At 55.9% G+C, this 19,756-nt stretch carries 18 protein-coding genes; 12 read left to right on the top strand and 6 right to left on the bottom strand.

The window, feature by feature from the left end; translation table 11 throughout:
• Positions 1 to 98: 98 nt before the first annotated feature.
• The 4 genes from gyrB to dnaA are packed head-to-tail and all read right to left on the bottom strand — an operon-like array spanning position 99 to position 6,103.
• Positions 99 to 2,513: a DNA topoisomerase (ATP-hydrolyzing) subunit B gene (gene gyrB, locus F3J26_RS16030; RefSeq protein ID WP_008460653.1), complete on the bottom strand. Its 2,415-nt coding sequence runs from the start codon at positions 2,511 to 2,513 to the stop codon at positions 99 to 101.
• Positions 2,514 to 2,541: 28 nt separating this feature from the next.
• Positions 2,542 to 3,615, bottom strand: a complete 1,074-nt coding sequence (gene recF, locus F3J26_RS16035) for a DNA replication/repair protein RecF (protein WP_039298758.1) — start codon at positions 3,613 to 3,615, stop codon at positions 2,542 to 2,544.
• Positions 3,616 to 4,716 (bottom strand): DNA polymerase III subunit beta, encoded by a 1,101-nt coding sequence (gene dnaN / locus F3J26_RS16040; protein WP_008460651.1) that lies wholly within the window; start codon positions 4,714 to 4,716, stop codon positions 3,616 to 3,618.
• Positions 4,717 to 4,720: 4 nt separating this feature from the next.
• The gene (gene dnaA, locus F3J26_RS16045) at positions 4,721 to 6,103 is read right to left on the bottom strand and encodes a chromosomal replication initiator protein DnaA (protein WP_008460649.1); all 1,383 of its coding nucleotides are present in this window, start codon (positions 6,101 to 6,103) and stop codon (positions 4,721 to 4,723) included.
• A 593-nt stretch (positions 6,104 to 6,696) separates the two neighbouring features.
• On the opposite strand from dnaA, the gene rpmH reads away from it, so the two are divergent.
• From rpmH to F3J26_RS16080, 7 genes are all read left to right on the top strand, one after another.
• Positions 6,697 to 6,837, top strand: a complete 141-nt coding sequence (gene rpmH, locus F3J26_RS16050; RefSeq protein ID WP_003849659.1) for a 50S ribosomal protein L34 — start codon at positions 6,697 to 6,699, stop codon at positions 6,835 to 6,837.
• 17 nt (positions 6,838 to 6,854) lie between these two features.
• Positions 6,855 to 7,214, top strand: a complete 360-nt coding sequence (rnpA, locus tag F3J26_RS16055; protein ID WP_008460645.1) for a ribonuclease P protein component — start codon at positions 6,855 to 6,857, stop codon at positions 7,212 to 7,214.
• A complete protein-coding gene (yidD, locus tag F3J26_RS16060; RefSeq protein WP_071530513.1) occupies positions 7,178 to 7,435 on the top strand; it encodes a membrane protein insertion efficiency factor YidD in 258 nt (85 codons plus the stop codon). Before rnpA ends, yidD begins: the two co-directional genes overlap by 37 nt.
• Before the next feature lie 2 nt (positions 7,436 to 7,437).
• Positions 7,438 to 9,081: a membrane protein insertase YidC gene (gene yidC / locus F3J26_RS16065; RefSeq protein ID WP_166994831.1), complete on the top strand. Its 1,644-nt coding sequence runs from the start codon at positions 7,438 to 7,440 to the stop codon at positions 9,079 to 9,081.
• A gap of 77 nt (positions 9,082 to 9,158) precedes the next feature.
• Positions 9,159 to 10,523: a tRNA uridine-5-carboxymethylaminomethyl(34) synthesis GTPase MnmE gene (mnmE, locus tag F3J26_RS16070; protein ID WP_008460641.1), complete on the top strand. Its 1,365-nt coding sequence runs from the start codon at positions 9,159 to 9,161 to the stop codon at positions 10,521 to 10,523.
• Positions 10,524 to 10,842: 319 nt separating this feature from the next.
• Positions 10,843 to 11,601, top strand: a complete 759-nt coding sequence (locus tag F3J26_RS16075; protein WP_008460638.1) for a 4'-phosphopantetheinyl transferase family protein — start codon at positions 10,843 to 10,845, stop codon at positions 11,599 to 11,601.
• 17 nt (positions 11,602 to 11,618) lie between these two features.
• Positions 11,619 to 12,185, top strand: coding sequence for an NADPH-dependent FMN reductase (locus F3J26_RS16080; RefSeq protein WP_008460636.1), 567 nt, complete (start codon positions 11,619 to 11,621; stop codon positions 12,183 to 12,185).
• 59 nt (positions 12,186 to 12,244) lie between these two features.
• Here F3J26_RS16080 and F3J26_RS16085 read toward each other — a convergent pair whose 3' ends face one another.
• On the bottom strand, positions 12,245 to 13,576 hold the full coding sequence (locus tag F3J26_RS16085; protein WP_166994833.1) for an NCS2 family permease: 1,332 nt from the start codon (positions 13,574 to 13,576) through the stop codon (positions 12,245 to 12,247).
• 168 nt (positions 13,577 to 13,744) lie between these two features.
• Here F3J26_RS16085 and yieH point away from each other — a divergent pair, with 168 nt between their 5' ends.
• A complete protein-coding gene (gene yieH / locus F3J26_RS16090) occupies positions 13,745 to 14,410 on the top strand; it encodes a 6-phosphogluconate phosphatase (RefSeq protein ID WP_166994834.1) in 666 nt (221 codons plus the stop codon).
• 160 nt (positions 14,411 to 14,570) lie between these two features.
• Here yieH and F3J26_RS16095 read toward each other — a convergent pair whose 3' ends face one another.
• The gene (locus tag F3J26_RS16095) at positions 14,571 to 15,329 is read right to left on the bottom strand and encodes an SDR family oxidoreductase (RefSeq protein ID WP_166994835.1); all 759 of its coding nucleotides are present in this window, start codon (positions 15,327 to 15,329) and stop codon (positions 14,571 to 14,573) included.
• Between the two features lie 119 nt (positions 15,330 to 15,448).
• Here F3J26_RS16095 and F3J26_RS16100 point away from each other — a divergent pair, with 119 nt between their 5' ends.
• From F3J26_RS16100 to F3J26_RS16115, 4 genes are all read left to right on the top strand, one after another.
• Complete coding sequence (locus F3J26_RS16100; protein WP_008460628.1) at positions 15,449 to 16,348, top strand: LysR family transcriptional regulator; 900 nt, start codon at positions 15,449 to 15,451, stop codon at positions 16,346 to 16,348.
• 55 nt (positions 16,349 to 16,403) lie between these two features.
• Entirely contained in the window at positions 16,404 to 17,462 is a 1,059-nt protein-coding gene (gene yhjD / locus F3J26_RS16105; RefSeq protein ID WP_008460626.1) for an inner membrane protein YhjD, read from the top strand.
• 90 nt (positions 17,463 to 17,552) lie between these two features.
• On the top strand, positions 17,553 to 18,209 hold the full coding sequence (locus F3J26_RS16110; RefSeq protein WP_008460624.1) for a DapH/DapD/GlmU-related protein: 657 nt from the start codon (positions 17,553 to 17,555) through the stop codon (positions 18,207 to 18,209).
• Positions 18,210 to 18,405: 196 nt separating this feature from the next.
• Positions 18,406 to 19,731 carry an MFS transporter gene (locus F3J26_RS16115; protein WP_039288941.1) on the top strand — a complete coding sequence of 442 codons (1,326 nt, stop codon included), beginning with the start codon at positions 18,406 to 18,408 and terminating at the stop codon, positions 19,729 to 19,731.
• Positions 19,732 to 19,756: the final 25 nt, after the last annotated feature.

Consider the following 19,756-nt stretch of genomic DNA (forward strand, 5'->3'; position numbering starts at 1 on the left):
GTTTCCCTCTGTGATGTAGAAAATCGACACCGGAAAGTATAGCGCCCATAAAAAAAGCCGTGCTGAAAGCACGGCTTTTTAGTCTGGCTGGGCAGGCCTTAGATATCGATGTTCGCCGCTTTCAGGGCGTTCTCTTCGATAAACGCACGGCGTGGTTCAACCGCATCGCCCATCAGGGTGGTGAACAGCTGGTCCGCAGCAATCGCGTCTTTAACGGTCACGCGCAGCATGCGACGGCTGTCAGGATCCATGGTGGTTTCCCACAGCTGATCCGGGTTCATCTCGCCCAGGCCTTTATAGCGCTGGATTGCCAGACCACGGCGGGACTCTTTCTGCAGCCACTCCAGCGCCTGCTCGAAGCTGGTTACCGGCTGACGGCGTTCGCCGCGTTCGATAAACGCATCTTCCTCAATCAGGCCACGCAGCTTCTCACCGAGAGCGCAAAGACGGCCATATTCGCCCCCTTCCACAAACTCTTTTTCCAGCACGTAGTCAGTGTCCACGCCGTGAGTACGCACGCGTACAATCGGCTCAAACACGTTCAGCTCGCTGTTATGGTGAATATCGTATTTCCAGGTGCTGCCGTGCTGCTCTTTTTCGTTCAGCGTCACGGTCAGCGCAGAAATCCACTGCGTCACTTTCGCTTCGTCGGCCAGGTCGGCCACCTGCAGCGTTGGGTGATAAACGAGGTTGTTCAGCAGGTTGCGTGGATAACGGCGCTCCATGCGGCCAATCATTTTCTGCGCGGTGTTGTATTCCGCCACCAGCTTCTCGAGTGGTTCACCGGCCAGCGCAGGTGCACTTGCGTTGGTGTGCAGAGTCGCACCGTCAAGGGCGATAGCGATTTGGTACTGGTCCATCGCTTCATCGTCTTTGATGTACTGTTCTTGCTTGCCTTTCTTCACTTTGTACAGCGGCGGCTGTGCAATATAGACGTGGCCGCGCTCAACAATTTCAGGCATCTGACGGTAGAAGAAGGTCAGCAGCAGCGTACGAATGTGGGAACCGTCGACGTCCGCATCGGTCATGATGATGATGCTGTGGTAGCGCAGCTTGTCCGGGTTGTATTCGTCACGGCCAATGCCGCAGCCCAGCGCGGTGATAAGCGTCGCCACTTCCTGAGAAGAGAGCATCTTGTCGAAGCGCGCCTTCTCAACGTTAAGGATTTTACCTTTCAGCGGCAGGATCGCCTGGTTCTTACGGTTACGCCCCTGTTTTGCAGAGCCGCCCGCAGAGTCCCCTTCCACAAGGTACAGTTCAGACAGCGCCGGGTCGCGTTCCTGGCAGTCCGCCAGCTTACCAGGCAGGCCAGCCAGGTCGAGCGCGCCTTTACGGCGGGTCATTTCACGTGCGCGACGTGCAGCTTCACGAGCGCGCGCCGCATCAATAATTTTGCCGACAACGATTTTCGCGTCAGACGGGTTTTCCAGCAGGTATTCGGCCAGCAGTTCGTTCATCTGCTGCTCAACTGCGGATTTCACTTCCGAAGAAACCAGCTTGTCTTTGGTCTGGGAAGAGAATTTAGGATCCGGCACTTTCACGGAAACGACGGCAATCAGGCCTTCACGCGCATCGTCACCGGTGGCGCTGACTTTGGCTTTTTTGCTGTAGCCTTCTTTGTCCATGTAGGCGTTCAGGGTACGGGTCATCGCCGCGCGGAAGCCCGCAAGGTGAGTCCCGCCGTCGCGCTGAGGAATGTTGTTGGTAAAGCAGTAGATGTTTTCCTGGAAACCGTCGTTCCACTGCAGCGCCACTTCCACGCCGATACCGTCTTTTTCAGTACTGAAATAGAACACGTTCGGGTGAATCGGGGTTTTGTTCTTGTTGAGGTACTCAACAAACGCCTTGATGCCGCCTTCGTAGTGGAAGTGATCCTGCTTACCGTCGCGCTTGTCGATCAGGCGGATAGACACGCCAGAGTTCAGGAACGACAGCTCGCGCAGGCGCTTAGCCAGGATTTCGTATTCGAATTCGGTTACGTTGGTGAAGGTTTCATGGCTCGGCCAGAAACGCACCTGAGTCCCGGTCACATCGGCGTCACCGGTCACTGCCAGCGGAGCCTGAGGCTCACCGTGGATGTAGGTTTGCTGATGCACTTTACCTTCGCGGCGAATGACCAGCTCAAGCTTCTGGGACAGGGCGTTAACCACCGAGACGCCTACGCCGTGCAGGCCGCCGGACACCTTATAGGAGTTGTCATCAAACTTACCGCCAGCGTGCAGTACGGTCATGATAACCTGCGCGGCAGAAACCCCCTCTTCCGGGTGAATACCGGTAGGAATACCACGGCCATCATCGGTTACCGAGACGGAGTTATCCGCGTGGATAGTGACCACGATGTCTTTACAGTGGCCCGCGAGCGCTTCGTCGATAGCGTTATCCACGACCTCAAATACCATGTGGTGCAGACCGGTGCCGTCATCCGTATCGCCGATATACATGCCCGGGCGCTTACGTACCGCATCCAGCCCCTTAAGGACTTTGATACTGGAGGAGTCATAAGAATTCGACATCAACGTTTCTCGCTCATTTAATCTTGGGTTAATCCGCTATTTTACCCTGATCCACGGCGAACATCTTTGAATTTTTGTCCGCCATATCCATCACATGTTCGGCGCTGATCGCGCTAACAAAAACTTGTGACTCCGTGGCCTTTAACCGGCTGGCCAACAGGCCGCGCCTGGCGTCATCCAGTTCAGAGGCAAAATCATCTATCAGATACAGGCAACGCCGCCCGTTCTGCCGGGTGAGAAACTCACCCTGCGCCAGTCGTAAGGCGCACATCAGTAATTTAAGCTGCCCGCGCGAGAGCGTGTCTTCCACCGGCGCCCCGTCGGCACGAATCCGAAAATCCGCTTTATGTGGGCCGTGCGCGGTATAGGTCAGCATCCGGTCGCGTTCGAAATTGCGCTCCAGCACTTCGCTATAGTCGCTCTCTTTCTCCCAGCCGCGCTGGAAAGAGAAGCTCAGGGCAAATTCCGGTAAAAACTGTGCGCAGGTATCGGCCATATCTTCCGCAATGGCGGCGCTGTAGTCGGCGCGCCAGCGGCTGATTTGCTCGGCCAGCGGAATCAGCTCCTGATCCCACGGGCGCAGCTGCGCGTAGCGTGTCACCTGGCGCAACGCGGCGTTACGTTGCTTCAGCAGGCGTTTGAGGTTACTCCAGGCCACAAAAAAGCCAGGTTCATTGTGAAAGCAGCCCCAATCAAGGAAAGCTCTACGGTATTTGGGGCCGCCGCCCAGCAAAGTAAACCCCTCGGGGGTAATCAGCTGCATCGGCATCATCATCGCCAGTTCGGCGATTTTGTGGCCGTCGCTGCCGTCAATACGTACTTTGCTGTCGCCGGTGCGGTCTTTGGTCAGGCCGATTGAGGTTTCCCTTTCACCGTCCTGAAGCCGCCCGTGCAAAACAAAAGCGTCCTGCTCATGGCGGATCACGCGTTCAATTTTCAGGCTGCGAAAAGCACGACCGTGCCCGAGGGTATAAATCGCCTCAAGCACGCTGGTTTTGCCGCTGCCGTTAGCACCGACCAGAAAATTAAAGCCAGGAGAAAGAGCGAGATCCGCGTTTTCGATGTTGCGAAAGTCTTTAATCAGCAAACGCGTAAGTGACATCTACAGTCTCATTGGCATAACAACATAGGCCGCCGCCTGGCTGGCCGCGTCTTCAATCTGCACGCTGGAAACGGAGTCGGTCAGCAGAATGCGGACGTTCTCACACTTCAGGGCGTTCAGCACGTCCAGCACATAGCTGACGTTGAAGCCGATTTCCATCTCGGTACCGTCGTAGGAAACGTCCAGAATCTCTTCTGCTTCTTCCTGCTCGGGGTTGTTTGCCGTGATTTTCAGCTGGTTCTCGCTGACGAACAGGCGCACGCCGCGGAATTTCTCGTTCGACAAAATCGCCGCACGGGCAAACGCCTGCTTCAACAGGTCGCAGCCTGCATCGAGGTGTTTATCCGGGTTCTTCGGCAGCACGCGACGGTAGTCCGGGAAGCGGCCATCCACCAGCTTGGAGGTAAAGATGAAGTCGCCGACGTGAGCGCGAATGTTATTGCTGCCGATTTGTACGTGCAGCGGGGTTTCACCGCCGTCGAGCATACGCATCAGCTCAATCACACCTTTACGGGGCACGATAACCGAATGATTAGGCAAAGGTTGACCAACCGGCATCGAACAAACCGCCAGGCGGTGGCCGTCCGTTGCGACGGTACGCAGGTCTTCGCCTTCGGTTTCGAACAGCATGCCGTTCAGGTAATAACGAACGTCCTGATGCGCCATAGAGAACTGCGTGGCTTCGATCAGGCGCTTCATGGTCGCCTGCGGCAGGGTAAATTCTACCTCGCTCTGCCAGTCGTCCAGGTTCGGGAAGTCTGCCGCCGGCAGCGTGGAAAGCGAAAAGCGGCTACGCCCGGAGCGAACCAGCATGCGGTCGCCCTCCAGCTGTACCGCAATTTCAGCCCCTTCCGGCAGGCCACGGCAGATATCGAAGAATTTACGTGCCGGTACGGTCGTAGCCCCAGGTTCATGAGGCTGTACCAGCGCCACGCGCGCCACCATCTCCATTTCCAGATCGGTACCGGTTAAAGAGAGTGCACCTTCAGCCACCTGCAGCAGCAGGTTGCCCAGGATAGGCAGAGTCGGGCGGCCTCCGAGGGGGCCACTTACCTGCTGCAGCGGTTTTAATAAATGTTCACGTTCAACGGTAAATTTCATAGCGTCACGAAGATAATGTTCTGATTAAATTGGAGAAATCTTCTTTAATATCGTGGCTTTCTTCACGCAGCTGCTCAATCTTGCGGCAGGCATGTAAAACCGTGGTGTGGTCGCGTCCACCAAAAGCATCGCCAATTTCCGGCAGGCTATGGTTGGTCAGCTCTTTTGCCAGCGCCATCGCCATCTGGCGCGGACGGGCAACGGAACGGGAGCGACGCTTGGACAGCAAGTCAGCGACCTTAATTTTATAATACTCGGCCACCGTTTTCTGAATATTATCGATGGTGACCAGCTTCTCCTGAAGCGCAAGCAGGTCGCGCAGCGCTTCACGCACGAAGTCGATGGTAATCGCCCGGCCGGTAAAGTTGGCGTTGGCAATCACGCGGTTCAGCGCCCCTTCCAGCTCGCGGACGTTGGAGCGCAGTCGCTTGGCAATAAAGAAGGCCACTTCGCCCGGCAGACGGATATCGTTCTCGTCGGCCTTTTTCATCAGGATCGCCACACGGGTTTCAAGCTCCGGCGGCTCGATCGCCACCGTCAGCCCCCAGCCGAAACGGGATTTCAAACGATCCTCCACGCCGTTGATCTCTTTTGGATAGCGATCCGACGTCAGAATGATCTGTTGATTCCCTTCCAGCAGGGCATTAAAGGTGTGGAAAAACTCTTCCTGTGAACGTTCTTTATTGGCAAAAAACTGGATGTCATCGATAAGCAGTGCATCCACCGAACGGTAGTAGCGTTTGAACTCTTCGATGGCGTTATTCTGCAGTGCTTTAACCATGTCCTGAACAAAACGCTCAGAGTGCATGTACACCACTTTGGCATTCGGCTTGCGGGCCATGATGCCGTTACCCACCGCATGTAAAAGGTGCGTTTTACCTAAACCGGTGCCGCCATAAAGGAAGAGCGGGTTATACGCGCCGCCTGGGTTATCGGCCACCTGGCGTGCTGCCGCGCGAGCCAGCTGGTTCGATTTACCTTCAACGAAGTTATCAAAGGTGTGTTTCAGGTTAACGTTAGAACGGTAGGACGGCTCAGCAGGCGCAGGCATGTTATCCCAGCTTGGGCGCATCGGCGCTGCAGCGCGTGCAACCTGGGCAGGGGCCGCCGCGGTTGCCATAGCGGCAACGGGCTGAGTCACGGGTTTGCTGCCAACTTCGAAGCGTAATAAAGGTGCATCGCTGCCGCAAAAATCGTTGAGCAACCCATTGATATTATTTAAATATTTATCCCGCACCCAGTCGAGCACGAAACGATTAGGCGCGTACAAAGCCAGCGTGTTATCGCTCAGTTCCGCCTGTAGGGGGCGTATCCACATACTGAATTCTGTGGCTGGTAACTCATCCTGCAATCGGGCAAGACACTGCTGCCAAAGCGAAAGTGACACGGCGGACTCCACTCGAACAAAGTCGATAAAAAGACGAAGACTGAAAGTTATACATTCATGATTGTTGACACGCGCTCTCAGGCTGTGGGAGGCGCGCGAACCGCTATTTGCGGTTTCCCCGGTGAAGGCTGGATCACGATCGGGACCGCGGATCATAGCCTAAAGCGCGGCAGAGATCTTCTGTTTCTCACAGATTCTTCACGAATTATCCACAGGGAAGTTTTGAGCGGGTTAAGTGTAATCGATCCTGCCACACGTGCAGCGTATAACCGTCTCATATTGGAAAATTTAATGACTAGCGCACAAATATCGCTAAAGAGATCTGATGAAGATCCTCGTGGATCCTTGCGCTTTCACGGTAAGCCCGTATAATTCTCAACCCGTCGCGTAATGCCGCTGTCATTCAGCGGAGATCCGGGCCTCTTTTCGGGGTCAAAAAGGGCGCAGCAGTAAGGGAATTGAATTGACTCCGGAGTGTACAATTATTACAATCCGGCCTCTTTAATCAGCCACACTGAAGCGTAAGTCGTTCGCAGACCCTGTTGGGCATTACGCAAATCCAGTGAAATTTAATAGTTTAGGTAGAAATCGCCATGAAACGCACTTTTCAACCGTCTGTACTGAAGCGCAACCGTTCTCACGGCTTCCGTGCTCGTATGGCTACTAAAAATGGTCGTCAGGTTCTGGCACGTCGTCGTGCTAAAGGCCGTTCTCGTCTGACCGTTTCTAAGTAATAAAAGCTAACCCCTGCGTGGTTAAGCTAGCTTTTCCCAGGGAGTTACGCTTGTTAACTCCCCATCATTTCACATTCGTCTTCCAGCAGCCACAACGGGCTGGCACGCCGCAAATCACCATTCTCGGCCGCCTTAATTCGCTGGGGCATCCCCGCATCGGTCTCACCGTCGCTAAAAAAAACGTAAAACGCGCCCACGAACGCAATCGGATTAAACGTCTGACGCGTGAAAGCTTCCGTCTGCGTCAGCACGAACTGCCAGCAATGGATTTCGTGGTAGTAGCGAAGAAAGGGGTTGCCGATCTGGATAACCAGGCTTTATCGGAAGCATTGGAAAAGTTATGGCGCCGCCATTGTCGCCAGGCTCGCGGGTCCTGATAGCCCTTATCAGGGTCTATCAACGCCTGATTAGTCCGCTTCTCGGGCCGCATTGCCGTTTCACCCCAACCTGTTCTCACTACGGAATTGAGGCCTTGCGCAGGTTTGGAGTGTTAAAAGGCAGTTGGTTAACGATGAAACGCGTACTAAAATGCCACCCTTTGAACCCTGGTGGAGACGATCCCGTTCCGCCCGGACCTTTTGATACCAGAGAACACTAACGATGGATTCGCAACGCAATCTTTTTCTCATCGCTTTGTTGTTCGTGTCTTTCATGATCTGGCAAGCCTGGGAGCAGGACCACGCTCCTCAACCTCAGGTGCAGCAGACCACGCAGACCACGAACAGCCAGGGTAACGCCGCTAACCAGGGTGTGCCGGCCAGTGGCCAGGGAAAACTCATTACGGTTAAAACTGACGTTCTTGAACTGACCATCAACACCCGCGGTGGTGATGTAGAACAAGCGCTGTTGCCAACCTACCCGAAAGAGCTGAAATCCTCAGAGCCGTTCCAACTGCTGGAAACCACGCCTGAATTTATCTACCAGGCGCAGAGCGGCCTGACCGGTCGTGATGGCCCGGATAACCCGGCGAACGGCGATCGTCCGCTGTATAACGTCACTGCCGATACCTTCGCACTGGCGGATGGCCAGAACGAACTGGTTGTCCCGATGACGTTTACCGACGCCGCTGGCAACACCTTCACCAAGACCTTCACCCTGAAACGCGGTGAGTTCTCTGTCGGTGTGGACTACAACGTGAAGAACGTGGGCGAAAAACCGCTGGAGCTGGCAACCTTTGGTCAGCTGAAGCAGTCCATCAACCTGCCTTCTCACCGCGATACCGGCAGCAGCAACTTTGCGCTGCATACCTTCCGTGGTGCAGCGTACTCCACCCCGGACGCGAAATACGAAAAAGTTAAGTTCGACAACATCGCTGACGGTGAAAACCTGAACGTCAACGCCAACAGCGGTTGGGTGGCGATGCTGCAGCAGTACTTTGCTACCGCATGGGTGCCGCATACTCAGGGCGCGAACAACTTCTACACCACCAAGCTGAGCAACGACGTTGCGGCGATTGGCTACAAATCTGCTTCTCAGGTAGTCCAGCCAGGCCAGACCGCTCAGATGGGCAGCACCCTATGGGTAGGTCCGGAAATTCAGGACAAAATGGCAGCCGTTGCGCCACACCTTGACCTGACCGTAGATTACGGCTGGCTGTGGTTCATCTCTCAGCCGCTGTTTAAACTGTTGAAATTTATCCACAGCTTCATCGGTAACTGGGGCTTCTCCATTATCGTTATCACCTTTATCGTTCGTGGCATCATGTACCCGCTGACCAAAGCGCAGTACACCTCGATGGCCAAAATGCGTATGCTGCAGCCAAAACTGGCGGCCATGCGTGAGCGTATCGGTGACGACAAGCAGCGTATGAGCCAGGAAATGATGGCGCTGTACAAAGCTGAGAAGGTTAACCCGCTGGGCGGCTGCTTCCCGCTGATCATCCAGATGCCAATCTTCCTGGCGCTGTACTACATGCTGATGGGCTCCGTTGAACTGCGCCACGCGCCGTTTGCACTGTGGATCCACGACCTGTCTGCACAGGACCCATACTACATCCTGCCGATTCTGATGGGCGCCACGATGTTCTTCATCCAGAAGATGTCGCCGACCACCGTAACCGACCCGATGCAGCAGAAGATCATGACCTTTATGCCGGTCATCTTCACCGTGTTCTTCCTGTGGTTCCCGTCAGGTCTGGTGCTGTACTATATCGTCAGCAACCTGGTGACCATCCTTCAGCAGCAGCTGATTTATCGCGGTCTGGAAAAGCGTGGCCTGCATAGCCGCGACAAGAAAAAGACCTGATAATATTTGGCGTTAAGCTTACGAAAGGCGGTCGATTGACCGCCTTTTTCTTTTTGATTCAAGGTCTGAGATAAACGATGAGCAATCATGACACTATCATTGCCCAGGCTACTCCGCCGGGGCGTGGCGGCGTAGGCATCCTGCGTATTTCCGGCCGCCAGGCGCGCGAGGTCGCAGAGGCGGTGCTCGGTAAGCTGCCGAAGCCGCGCTACGCGGATTACCTTCCCTTTCGCGATGCCGACGGTAGCGCGCTGGATCAGGGCATTGCACTGTGGTTTCCTGGCCCGAATTCCTTTACCGGTGAAGATGTTCTCGAACTGCAGGGGCACGGCGGCCCGGTCATCCTCGACCTGCTGCTAAAACGCATTCTGGCGCTGCCGGGTTTACGCATCGCCAACCCCGGTGAGTTTTCAGAACGCGCTTTCCTGAACGATAAGCTCGACCTGGCGCAGGCAGAGGCGATTGCCGACCTGATCGATGCCAGTTCCGAGCAGGCCGCTCGTTCAGCGCTTAATTCGCTGCAGGGGGCTTTCTCCGCGCGTATTAACCACCTGGTGGAAGCGCTGACTCACCTGCGTATTTACGTGGAAGCGGCTATCGATTTCCCGGATGAAGAGATCGACTTCCTCTCCGACGGTAAAATCGAAGCCCAGCTGCATCGGGTCATTGGCGATCTTGACGCGGTACGCGCCGAAGCCCGCCAGGGCAGCCTGCTGCGTGAAGGCATGAAAGTCGTTATTGCCGGGCGTCCAAACGCCGGTAAATCCAGCCTGTTGAATGCGCTGGCCGGGCGTGAAGCGGCTATCGTCACCGATATCGCCGGCACCACGCGTGACGTCCTGCGCGAACATATCCACATCGACGGAATGCCGCTGCATATCATCGATACTGCGGGCCTGCGCGAAGCCAGCGATGAAGTTGAACGCATCGGGATTGAACGTGCCTGGAAAGAGATTGAGCAGGCGGATCGCGTGTTGTTCATGGTGGACGGCACCACCACCGACGCCGTTGACCCGGCGGCGATTTGGCCTGATTTCATCGCCCGTCTGCCGGAGCGTTTGCCGATTACCGTGGTGCGCAATAAAGCGGACGTCACCGGCGAAACGCTTGGCCTGAGCGAAGTAAATGGTCACTCACTTGTTCGTCTTTCCGCCCGTACCGGGGAAGGTGTTGACGTGCTGCGCGCGCATCTGAAAGAGAGCATGGGCTTCGAAACCAACATGGAAGGCGGCTTCCTCGCCCGCCGCCGTCACCTGCAGGCGCTTGAGCAAGCCGCTGAACACCTGCAACAGGGCAAAGCCCAGCTGCTGGGTGCCTGGGCCGGAGAATTGCTGGCAGAAGAGCTGCGCCTGGCGCAGCAGAACTTAAGTGAAATCACCGGCGAATTTAGCTCTGACGACCTGTTAGGGCGCATCTTCTCTAGCTTCTGTATCGGGAAATAACCCTTACCGCCGCCCCGCGTCACACTTCAGAATGCGGGGCATTTTCCTCATATTTAAAATACTTCATCATTTCAAGACGATGTCTTCAGAACGACATTTTTAAGTGCTCCACTTACGCAAACCACTAAGAATTTTCCCAGAATTGAATATATAATATATTGCTCAAAAAATAGTTCATGCTATTGGAGAGCATCAATGACAGCGCATTGAGCCAGAGACTACTCTTCGATCCCTGACAAGATTCAGGATCGGACGCGGAGCGCTGTTTCAGCCACCCGAAACAGCATGACATCGACTGACCATTATCAAGGAGCGACAAATGGCGACGCATTTTGCAAGATGGGCTCTGAACCCTCCCAACCTCACTTCACCCCGACTGAACGACGAAATTCTTAACGCCGCCAGCCTGATGCCAGAACATCGCCGCACGCGCTATCTCGCGTCGCGTACGCTGGTCGCAGAGATGATGTTTATGCTGTACGGTACCCAGCGCCTGCCGCAAATCATTACGTCTACCGCAGGTCGCCCGCGCTTTGCCGACGCCGAACTGCCGGATTTCAGCATCGCCTACGCCGGTAACATGGTGGGCGTGCTGCTGGCAACCGAAGGGCGCTGCGGGCTGGACATGGAGCTTCGCCGCAGTTTCCAGGCCCCGTCCCCGGTTGTGCCACCGTCTCAGTCCAGCAGCAGCGAAATGACCTGGATCAATAACCAAAACGATCCCAACGAAGCCAGAACCCAGCTGCATACGCTGCGGCGCAGCGTCCTGAAACTAACGGACAATCCCCAGACCAGCCTCAGCACACTACAATTATTGCCAGGTTCTGGTCGTCTGCGCGTCATAAACGAGCCGCATATTGAAGCTATCAGCGATGCGGAAGATATCCTCATCTGGGGCTGTGCCGTGGCGCCAGGCGTGGAGCGCCTGAAGCTGTGGGAATTCGACGGCCAACAGGGCTGGAACGCCCTGCCGGATGCCGAAGCTCGCAGCCGAAGCGCTCAGGCGCGCATCATTCGCCTGACGGGTATATCATCAGAGGCAGCAACGCCGCATAACACATTTTCCCGAACGTCCTGACACATAAAGGAGTACCAATGTCTGATTCGTTGAAGATAGTGACTTTACTGGGGAGCCTGCGTAAGGGTTCATTTAACGCGATGGTCGCCCGTACGCTGCCGAACATCGCCCCGGCAGGCATGCAGATAGATGCCCTGCCTTCCATCGGCGATATCCCGCTGTACGATGCCGATATCCAGCAAGAAGACGGTTTCCCGCAGAGCGTGGAAGCCATTGCCGCACAAATCCGCCAGGCTGATGGCGTGGTGATTGTGACGCCGGAATACAACTATTCCGTGCCGGGTGGCCTGAAAAACGCCATCGACTGGCTTTCTCGCCTGCCTGAACAGCCGCTCGCCGGCAAGCCAGTGCTGATTCAAACCAGCTCCATGGGCGCTATCGGCGGCGCGCGCTGCCAGTATCACCTGCGCCAGATCCTCGTTTTCCTGGACGCGATGGTGATGAACAAGCCTGAGTTTATGGGCGGCGTGATTCAGAACAAAGTCGACCCGCAGAGTGGCGAAGTGGTGGATCAAAGCACGCTCGACCATCTGACCGGGCAGCTCACCGCCTTTGGCGATTATATCAAGCGCGTTAAAGCCTGATTCCAGGCCAAAAAAAACGCCAGTCGCATGACTGGCGTTGTTGTTTTTAGCGTCTGGCTTTAATCAACGAACACAATTTTCAGCACAAACAGCAGCGCCACGATGATCACGCACGGGCTCAGCTCGCGCCAGCGGCCGGTGCCCAGCTTCATGACACAGTAGGAAATAAAGCCCAGCGCAATACCTTCAGTAATCGAGAAGCTGAACGGCATCATCACCGCGGTAACAAACGCCGGTACCGCTTCGGTCAGGTCATCCCACTTCACGCGGGCCAGGCTGGAGGTCATCAGCACGCCAACGTAAATCAGCGCCCCGGCGGCCGCGTACGCAGGCACCATGCCCGCCAGCGGTGACAGGAAGATAACCAGCAGGAACAGCAGGCCAACCACAATCGCGGTCAGGCCGGTGCGGCCCCCGACGGAAACGCCGGATGAGCTTTCGATGTAGGCAGTAACGGAAGAAGTCCCGAAGAACGAGCCGGTCACGGAAGAGATACTGTCCACGAACAGCGCCTGCTTCATGCGCGGGAACTTGCCCTTCTCGTCGGTTAACCCGGCTTTGTCCGTGACGCCAATCAGGGTGCCGGAGGAGTCAAACAGGTTCACCAGCATGAAGGAGAAGATCACGCCTGCAAGGCCCAGATTCAGCGACCCGGCTAAATCCACCTGCCCGACAACGCTGCTCACGCTCGGCGGCGCAGACACGATGCCGTGGTATTGCACGTCGCCCAGCAGCCAGCCCAGCAGCGTGGTTACCACGATAGAAACCAGCACCGCCGCGTGAATATTACGGGAAGCGAGAATCGCAATGATAAAGAAGCCCAACGCCCCCAGCAGCACGCTGTGGGAAGTCAGGTTCCCGATGCTGACCAGCGTCTCTTTGTTGGCCACGATGATCCCGGCATTTTTCAGCCCCATCATGCCGATAAACAGGCCAATACCGCTGGTAATGCCAACGCGCAGGCCAAGCGGGATATTCGCAATCATCCAGTAGCGAACGCGGAAGAGGGTCAGCAGCAGCAGGCCTACGGCGCCCCAGAAAATCGCGCCCATGCCGACTTGCCAGGACAGACCCATCGCGCCGACGACCACGAAGGCGAAAAAGGCATTCAGGCCCATCGCCGGTGCCAGTGCCACCGGCAGGTTGGCAAAAAGCCCCATCAGGATGCTGCCAAAGGCGGCTATCAGGCAGGTGGTGACGAATACCGCCTGGGTATCCATCCCGGCCGCGCCAAGGATCTGCGGGTTAACAAAAACAATGTACACCATCGTCAGGAAGGTGGTGAACCCGGCGATCACCTCGGTGCGGGCGTTAGTACCGTGTTCGCGTAATTTGAACGCGCGTTCGAGCAGCCCCGGGGTTGTTTCCGGAGTGGACTGTGGTTGGCTCATTATCGGTTTCCGAACTAAAAGAGGAAAAAATACGCCGCTATCCTATACCAAAATTGGCGGGGGATAACGCAAATCATCCACTTTTTTCGCTGAAATTACCGCAACGGGATCGATTGCGTTGCGCAAAAAGCATAAAGTAAACGTTAAACCAAAGAGAAAGGAAATGGCATGTCCCGGATAGAAGCGGTGTTTTTTGACTGCGATGGAACGCTGGTCGACAGCGAGGTCATCTGCTCCAAAGCCTACGTACATATGTTTGCGCAATATGGCATTCAACTTGCGCTCGAAGATGTCTTCAAGACCTTCAAAGGCGTCAAACTCTACGAAATTATCGACACCATCAACGCTGAGTACGGCACCAGCCTGCCTAAGCTCGAGCTGGAAGTGATCTACCGCGCCGAAGTTGCCCGCCTGTTTGACAGCGAACTTCAGGCAATCGCCGGGGCGAACACGCTGCTGGCGCAAATCAATAAGCCGATGTGCGTGGTATCCAACGGCCCGGTCAGCAAAATGCAGCACTCTCTCGGCAAGACCGGAATGCTCGGCTACTTCCCGGATGCCCTGTACAGCGGCTACGACATTCAGCGCTGGAAGCCGGACCCGGCCCTGATGTTCCACGCGGCGGAACAGATGAACATGGACGTAGAGCGCTGCATTCTGGTGGATGATTCTATGGCAGGTGCGCAGTCGGGCATTGCGGCAGGCATGGAGGTGTTTTACTTCTGTGCCGATCCGCATAACAAGCCGATCGACCATCCGAAGGTGACGACGTTTACCGATTTGGCTGAGTTACCGGGCTTGTGGAAAGCGCGCGGCTGGGAAATTACGGCGTAGAAGTTGCCCCTCATCCCGGCTCTCTCCCCAAAGGAGCGAGAGGGAAATATCCCCCTTCCTTCTGGCTGCTCGATTGCACGGAAGCAGACGGCGGTCGTTCCCCTCTCCCTTTTAGAGAGAGGGTTAGAGTGAGGGTCACCTGCCGGGAGCGGTCAAAAAACTAAAGGAACATCCCGCCGGAAACCTCAATCCGCTGCGCGTTCATCCAGCCCGTCTCATCACTAAGAATCGCCGCAATCGCATCGCCGATATCGTCCGGCTGACCTACACGCCCTAATGCGGTTTGTGCTGCAATCGCCTTCGAAACGTGTTCGTTGTCGCGCACAATACCGCCGCTGAAATCGGTGGCAATAGCGCCTGGCGCAATAATATTCACCGCAATCCCACGCGATCCCAGCTCTTTGGCCTGGTACTTGGTCAGCACTTCCATCGCCCCTTTCATCGTGGCGTAGGCGGCTTTACCCGGCAGCGAGAAGCGGGTCAGGCCGGTGGAAACATTCAGAATGCGGCCGCCGTCTTTAATCAGTGGCAGCAGGCCCTGAGTCAGGAAAAAAGGCCCTTTAAGATGGATGTTCATTATTTCATCGAACTGCGCTTCGGTGGTCTCGGCAAACGATGCTTCAAGACCTATCCCGGCGTTGTTCAATAAATAATCAAACGTGTTTCGCTGCCAGACCTCGCGCAACGTTTCTTTCACCTGCTCAACAAACCCAGCGAAGGTAGAAGAATCACCGACGTTGAGCTGGATTGCGGCCGCTTTCACGCCTTTTTGCTCAATTTCGCGCACAACATCTTCGGCTTCCTGGCGCTGGCTATTATAGGTCAGCAGAATACCGATTCCGCGTGCAGCCAGCTTCAGCGCTGCGTTTTTGCCTAAACCACGGCTGCCGCCGGTCACTAAAGCGATACGTTGACTCATGATAAACCTCTTATTTGGCTGTCAGGACATTGAGATACAGCTTATTAGCTGATACAAAATCAATAAATATGGCCAAATGCGCATCACTGTTTCATCTTCAGCAACAATGTGGTGATACGATGGATAAAATACACGCAATGCAGCTTTTCGTGCGGGTTGCGGAGCTGGAGAGCTTTACCCGCGCCGCGGACACGCTTGGGCTACCGAAGGGCAGCGTTTCTCGTCAGGTCCAGGCGCTGGAAACCTCACTCGGCACGCGCCTGCTGCACCGCACCACTCGCCGGGTTCAGCTCACCCAGGACGGAATGGTCTATTACGAACGCTGCCGCGACCTGTTAACTAACCTCGATGAACTCGACGGCCTGTTCCAGACCGATCCCGCCAGCGTCAGCGGGCGCATCAGGATCGATATGCCCGTTACGCTGGCGCGCGGCTTGATCATCCCGAAACTGCCGGGATTTCTGCAGCAATATCCAGGCATAGAGCTAGAGCTTAGCAGCAGCGACAGAATGGTGGATGTCGTCCGGGAAGGGTTTGACTGCGTGGTGCGCGTGGGTCACCTCAAAGACTCTGGTCTGGTAGCCAGGCCGCTGGGGAAATTCACCATGATCAACTGCGCCAGCCCCGACTACCTCAGCCGCTTTGGCTATCCCGAAAGCCTGGACGACCTGGCTTCGCATGCCCTGGTGCATTACGCTCAAAATCTCGGCACCCGCCCACAAGGCTTTGAAGTCTGGCTGGATAAAACAACGCAGTGGGTGAAAACCGGTGGCCTGATCACCGTCAACAGCACGGAAACCTACCAGGCCGCCTGTGTCGCCGGGCTGGGGATCATTCAGGTACCTCGCGTAGGCGTGAAAACCCAGCTCAAAGAGGGCACTCTGGTGGAAATTTTGCCTCAGTACCGCGCCGAGCCGATGCCGATTTCGCTGCTTTATCCGCATCGCCGCAACCTCTCCCGACGAGTGCATTTGTTTATGGAATGGCTCACTGACGTACTGAAAGCCTATGTCGATTAGCGTTATGACTATAATTTCCTTAAGATCCTGCCACAGCAAAAGGAAAATTGACCCGATGACGACGCCGGATAACCGCGAAAAACGCCCAACCCACGAGCTCGAGTATGAGCCTGTTATACCTATCGAAACCCAGCAGGATGAAGCCCCAGGCGAGCCCGCAGAGAATGAACCGCTGGTGAAGCTTAAAACCAGTAACGCCGCGGTGAACAGCACCATATCCGCGGTCAACAAAACGGTCAGGCAGCCGATGGTTGCCCACCTGCTCCGCGCCGCAGAACGCTTTAACGACCGGCTGGGGAATCAGTTTGGCGCCGCCATTACCTACTTCTCGTTTCTGTCGCTGATCCCCATCATGATGGTGGCCTTCGCGGCAGGCGGTTATGTGCTTGCCTCTCACCCGACGCTGCTCGAAGACATTTTTGCCAAAATCCTTGAGAACGTCAGTGACCCGACGCTTGCCGCCACCCTGAAAAACACCATCAATACCGCGGTTCAGCAGCGCACCACCGTTGGCCTGGTCGGGCTGCTGATTGCGCTTTACTCCGGCATTAACTGGATGGGCAACCTGCGTGAAGCGGTGCGCGCTCAGTCGCGGGATAAGTGGGAACGTAGCCCGCAGGATCAGGAAAAATTCTGGGTAAAATACCTGCGTGATTTTATCTCATTGATTGGACTACTGATTGCGCTGATCGTTACCCTGTCTATTACCTCGATTTCCGGCTCGGCCCAGACGCTGCTGATCGGCCTGCTGCACCTGGGCGATATCGAATGGCTGAAACCGGTCTGGCATCTGGTCGGCCTGGCGATTTCTATTTTTGCCAACTATCTGCTGTTCTTCTGGATCTTCTGGCGTCTGCCGCGCCATCGCCCGCGCCGCAAGGCGCTCATTCGCGGCACGCTGATTGCGGCCATCGGCTTTGAGGTGATCAAAATCATCATGACCTACAGCCTGCCGAAGCTCGTCAGTTCCCCTTCCGGGGCCGCTTTTGGCTCGGTGCTGGGGCTGATGGCCTTCTTCTACTTCTTCGCCCGCCTGACGCTGTTCTGCGCGGCCTGGATTGCCACCGCAGAATACAAAGACGACCCGAGGATGCCGGGAAAAACGCATAAATAATCCTGTCATGATTGCCGGTCAGGATAGGTGGCCTGCCGACCTTCAGGTTAGCAGGTCCACTTGTCTAAACCTCCGACCAGAGAACATGCCATGACAACTGCCTCCGTACCCAAACTCCAAAAAACTGTTATTGATCCCAGCGTTCGCCTGCGCGAAACACACATCGGCGAACAGTGTGAAGTACTCGCCAACAGCGTGCTGGAATACAGCACCCTCGGCGACTTCTCCTACCTCGGGGAACACTGCTGCGTAGCCGACAGCGAGATCGGTAAATTCACCGCCATTGCCAACCACGTTCGACTTGGCGCCCCCAATCACCCGATGGATCGCCCGTCACAGCACCGCTTTACCTACTGCCCCGAGTACTACGCCACTGATGTTGGCCGGGATACCTCATTCTTTGCGCATCGCCGCGAGGACCGGGTGATAATTGGTAACGACGTGTGGATTGGCCACGGTGTTATCGTCCTGCCCGGCGTGACAGTAGGTGACGGCGCTGTACTGGCCGCGGGCGCGGTGGTCAGCAAAGATGTGCCGCCGTACACCATCGTTGGCGGCGTGCCAGCGAAACCTATTCGCAGCCGTTTCCCGCAGGAGGTGGCTGAAAGCCTGGGGCGCATCGCCTGGTGGGACTGGCCGCTGGAGAAATTAATGGCGCACCTGCCGGAATTTCAATCCGGTGAGATAGCCAGTTTTTGCGCTCGCTGGGACAAGCCGACCAACTCAGCAGATAAATCTAACTGGTAACTTTTATTTAACCTAAAACCAGTTTTATTCTCTATTTTGAAAATTTTGTGAAGCATTTCATAGAAGGTTACGGGCAGGCTTAAAAATTATCCACTTAATGCGCGTTTTTTGAGCCATTTCGCCCGGTGCGGCGCGTTGAAATGCTTCTTTTGCTATGCGTAAATGGACTTTCGTTCGCCATAAATAAGAAAAATCTATGCAAGCATCCGTTGCCACAACTCTCGATACCGGGGCTGACGCTACGCCCGTAAACTCACGCGGAAAAGTCGTTGTTGCTTCGCTGGTCGGCACGGCCATCGAATTCTTCGACTTCTATATCTATGCCACCGCGGCGGTGATTGTCTTCCCGCACATCTTCTTCCCGCAGGGTGACCCGACGGCTGCCACGCTACAGTCTCTCGCCACTTTTGCCATCGCCTTTGTGGCTCGTCCGATTGGTTCAGCGCTATTCGGCCATTTCGGTGACCGCGTCGGTCGCAAAGTCACGCTGGTCGCTTCCCTGCTCACGATGGGGATCTCGACCGTTGTCATCGGCCTGCTGCCGGGCTATGCCAGCATCGGTATCTTCGCCCCGCTTCTGCTGGCGCTGGCCCGTTTTGGCCAGGGTCTTGGCCTGGGCGGTGAATGGGGTGGCGCGGCATTGCTGGCCACGGAGAACGCCCCGCCGCGCAAACGCGCGCTGTACGGTTCTTTCCCGCAGTTGGGTGCGCCGATAGGCTTCTTCTTCGCCAACGGCACCTTCCTGCTGCTTTCATGGCTGCTGACCGACGAACAGTTCATGTCCTGGGGCTGGCGCGTGCCGTTCATTCTCTCTGCGGTTCTGGTCATTATCGGGCTTTATGTCCGCGTTTCGCTGCATGAAACGCCAGTATTCGCGAAGATTGCCAAAGCCGGGAAGCAGGTTAAAGTCCCGCTGGGCACGCTGCTGACCAAACATTTGAAGGCGACGATCCTCGGTACCTTCATCATGCTGGCGACCTATACGCTGTTCTATATCATGACGGTCTATTCCATGACCTTCAGCACCGCGCCCGTTCCGGCGGGACTGGGCTTCTCGCGCAATGAGGTGCTGTGGATGCTGATGATGGCGGTGATTGGCTTTGGCGTGATGGTGCCGATTGCGGGCTATCTGGCGGATGCTTTTGGCCGCCGCAAGAGCATGATTGTGATCACCAGCCTGATGATTCTGTTTGCGCTGTTCGTCTTCCCGCCGCTGCTGGGTTCCGGGAACCAGGCGCTGGTGATGGCCTACCTGCTGATTGGCCTGAGCCTGATGGGGCTGACCTTTGGCCCGATGGGTGCGCTGCTGCCGGAGATGTTCCCGACGGAAGTCCGCTACACCGGCGCGTCATTCTCTTACAACGTCGCGTCCATTCTTGGCGCCTCTGTCGCACCGTATATCGCCACCTGGCTGCAGGCTAATTATGGCCTGTTCTATGTCGGCGTGTATCTGGCGGCGATGTCCGCACTGACGCTGATTGCGTTGTTGCTGAGTAAAGAGACCCGCCATCAGTCGCTGTAATTTTTACCCTCACCCTCTCCCTAAA

Source organism: Enterobacter sp. Ap-867 (genome assembly GCF_011752855.1).
Lineage (GTDB): Bacteria > Pseudomonadota > Gammaproteobacteria > Enterobacterales > Enterobacteriaceae > Cedecea.

Bases quoted from the DNA above. Each gene is read 5' to 3' on its own strand.
- gyrB (WP_008460653.1), bottom strand. From the start codon at position 2,513: ATGTCGAATTCTTATGACTCCTCCAGTATCAAAGTCCTTAAGGGGCTG.
- recF (WP_039298758.1), bottom strand. From the start codon at position 3,615: ATGTCACTTACGCGTTTGCTGATTAAAGACTTTCGCAACATCGAAAAC.
- dnaN (WP_008460651.1), bottom strand. From the start codon at position 4,716: ATGAAATTTACCGTTGAACGTGAACATTTATTAAAACCGCTGCAGCAG.
- rpmH (WP_003849659.1), top strand. From the start codon at position 6,697: ATGAAACGCACTTTTCAACCGTCTGTACTGAAGCGCAACCGTTCTCAC.
- yidD (WP_071530513.1), top strand. From the start codon at position 7,178: ATGGCGCCGCCATTGTCGCCAGGCTCGCGGGTCCTGATAGCCCTTATC.
- yidC (WP_166994831.1), top strand. From the start codon at position 7,438: ATGGATTCGCAACGCAATCTTTTTCTCATCGCTTTGTTGTTCGTGTCT.
- mnmE (WP_008460641.1), top strand. From the start codon at position 9,159: ATGAGCAATCATGACACTATCATTGCCCAGGCTACTCCGCCGGGGCGT.
- F3J26_RS16075 (WP_008460638.1), top strand. From the start codon at position 10,843: ATGGCGACGCATTTTGCAAGATGGGCTCTGAACCCTCCCAACCTCACT.
- F3J26_RS16080 (WP_008460636.1), top strand. From the start codon at position 11,619: ATGTCTGATTCGTTGAAGATAGTGACTTTACTGGGGAGCCTGCGTAAG.
- F3J26_RS16085 (WP_166994833.1), bottom strand. From the start codon at position 13,576: ATGAGCCAACCACAGTCCACTCCGGAAACAACCCCGGGGCTGCTCGAA.
- yieH (WP_166994834.1), top strand. From the start codon at position 13,745: ATGTCCCGGATAGAAGCGGTGTTTTTTGACTGCGATGGAACGCTGGTC.
- F3J26_RS16095 (WP_166994835.1), bottom strand. From the start codon at position 15,329: ATGAGTCAACGTATCGCTTTAGTGACCGGCGGCAGCCGTGGTTTAGGC.
- F3J26_RS16100 (WP_008460628.1), top strand. From the start codon at position 15,449: ATGGATAAAATACACGCAATGCAGCTTTTCGTGCGGGTTGCGGAGCTG.
- yhjD (WP_008460626.1), top strand. From the start codon at position 16,404: ATGACGACGCCGGATAACCGCGAAAAACGCCCAACCCACGAGCTCGAG.
- F3J26_RS16110 (WP_008460624.1), top strand. From the start codon at position 17,553: ATGACAACTGCCTCCGTACCCAAACTCCAAAAAACTGTTATTGATCCC.
- F3J26_RS16115 (WP_039288941.1), top strand. From the start codon at position 18,406: ATGCAAGCATCCGTTGCCACAACTCTCGATACCGGGGCTGACGCTACG.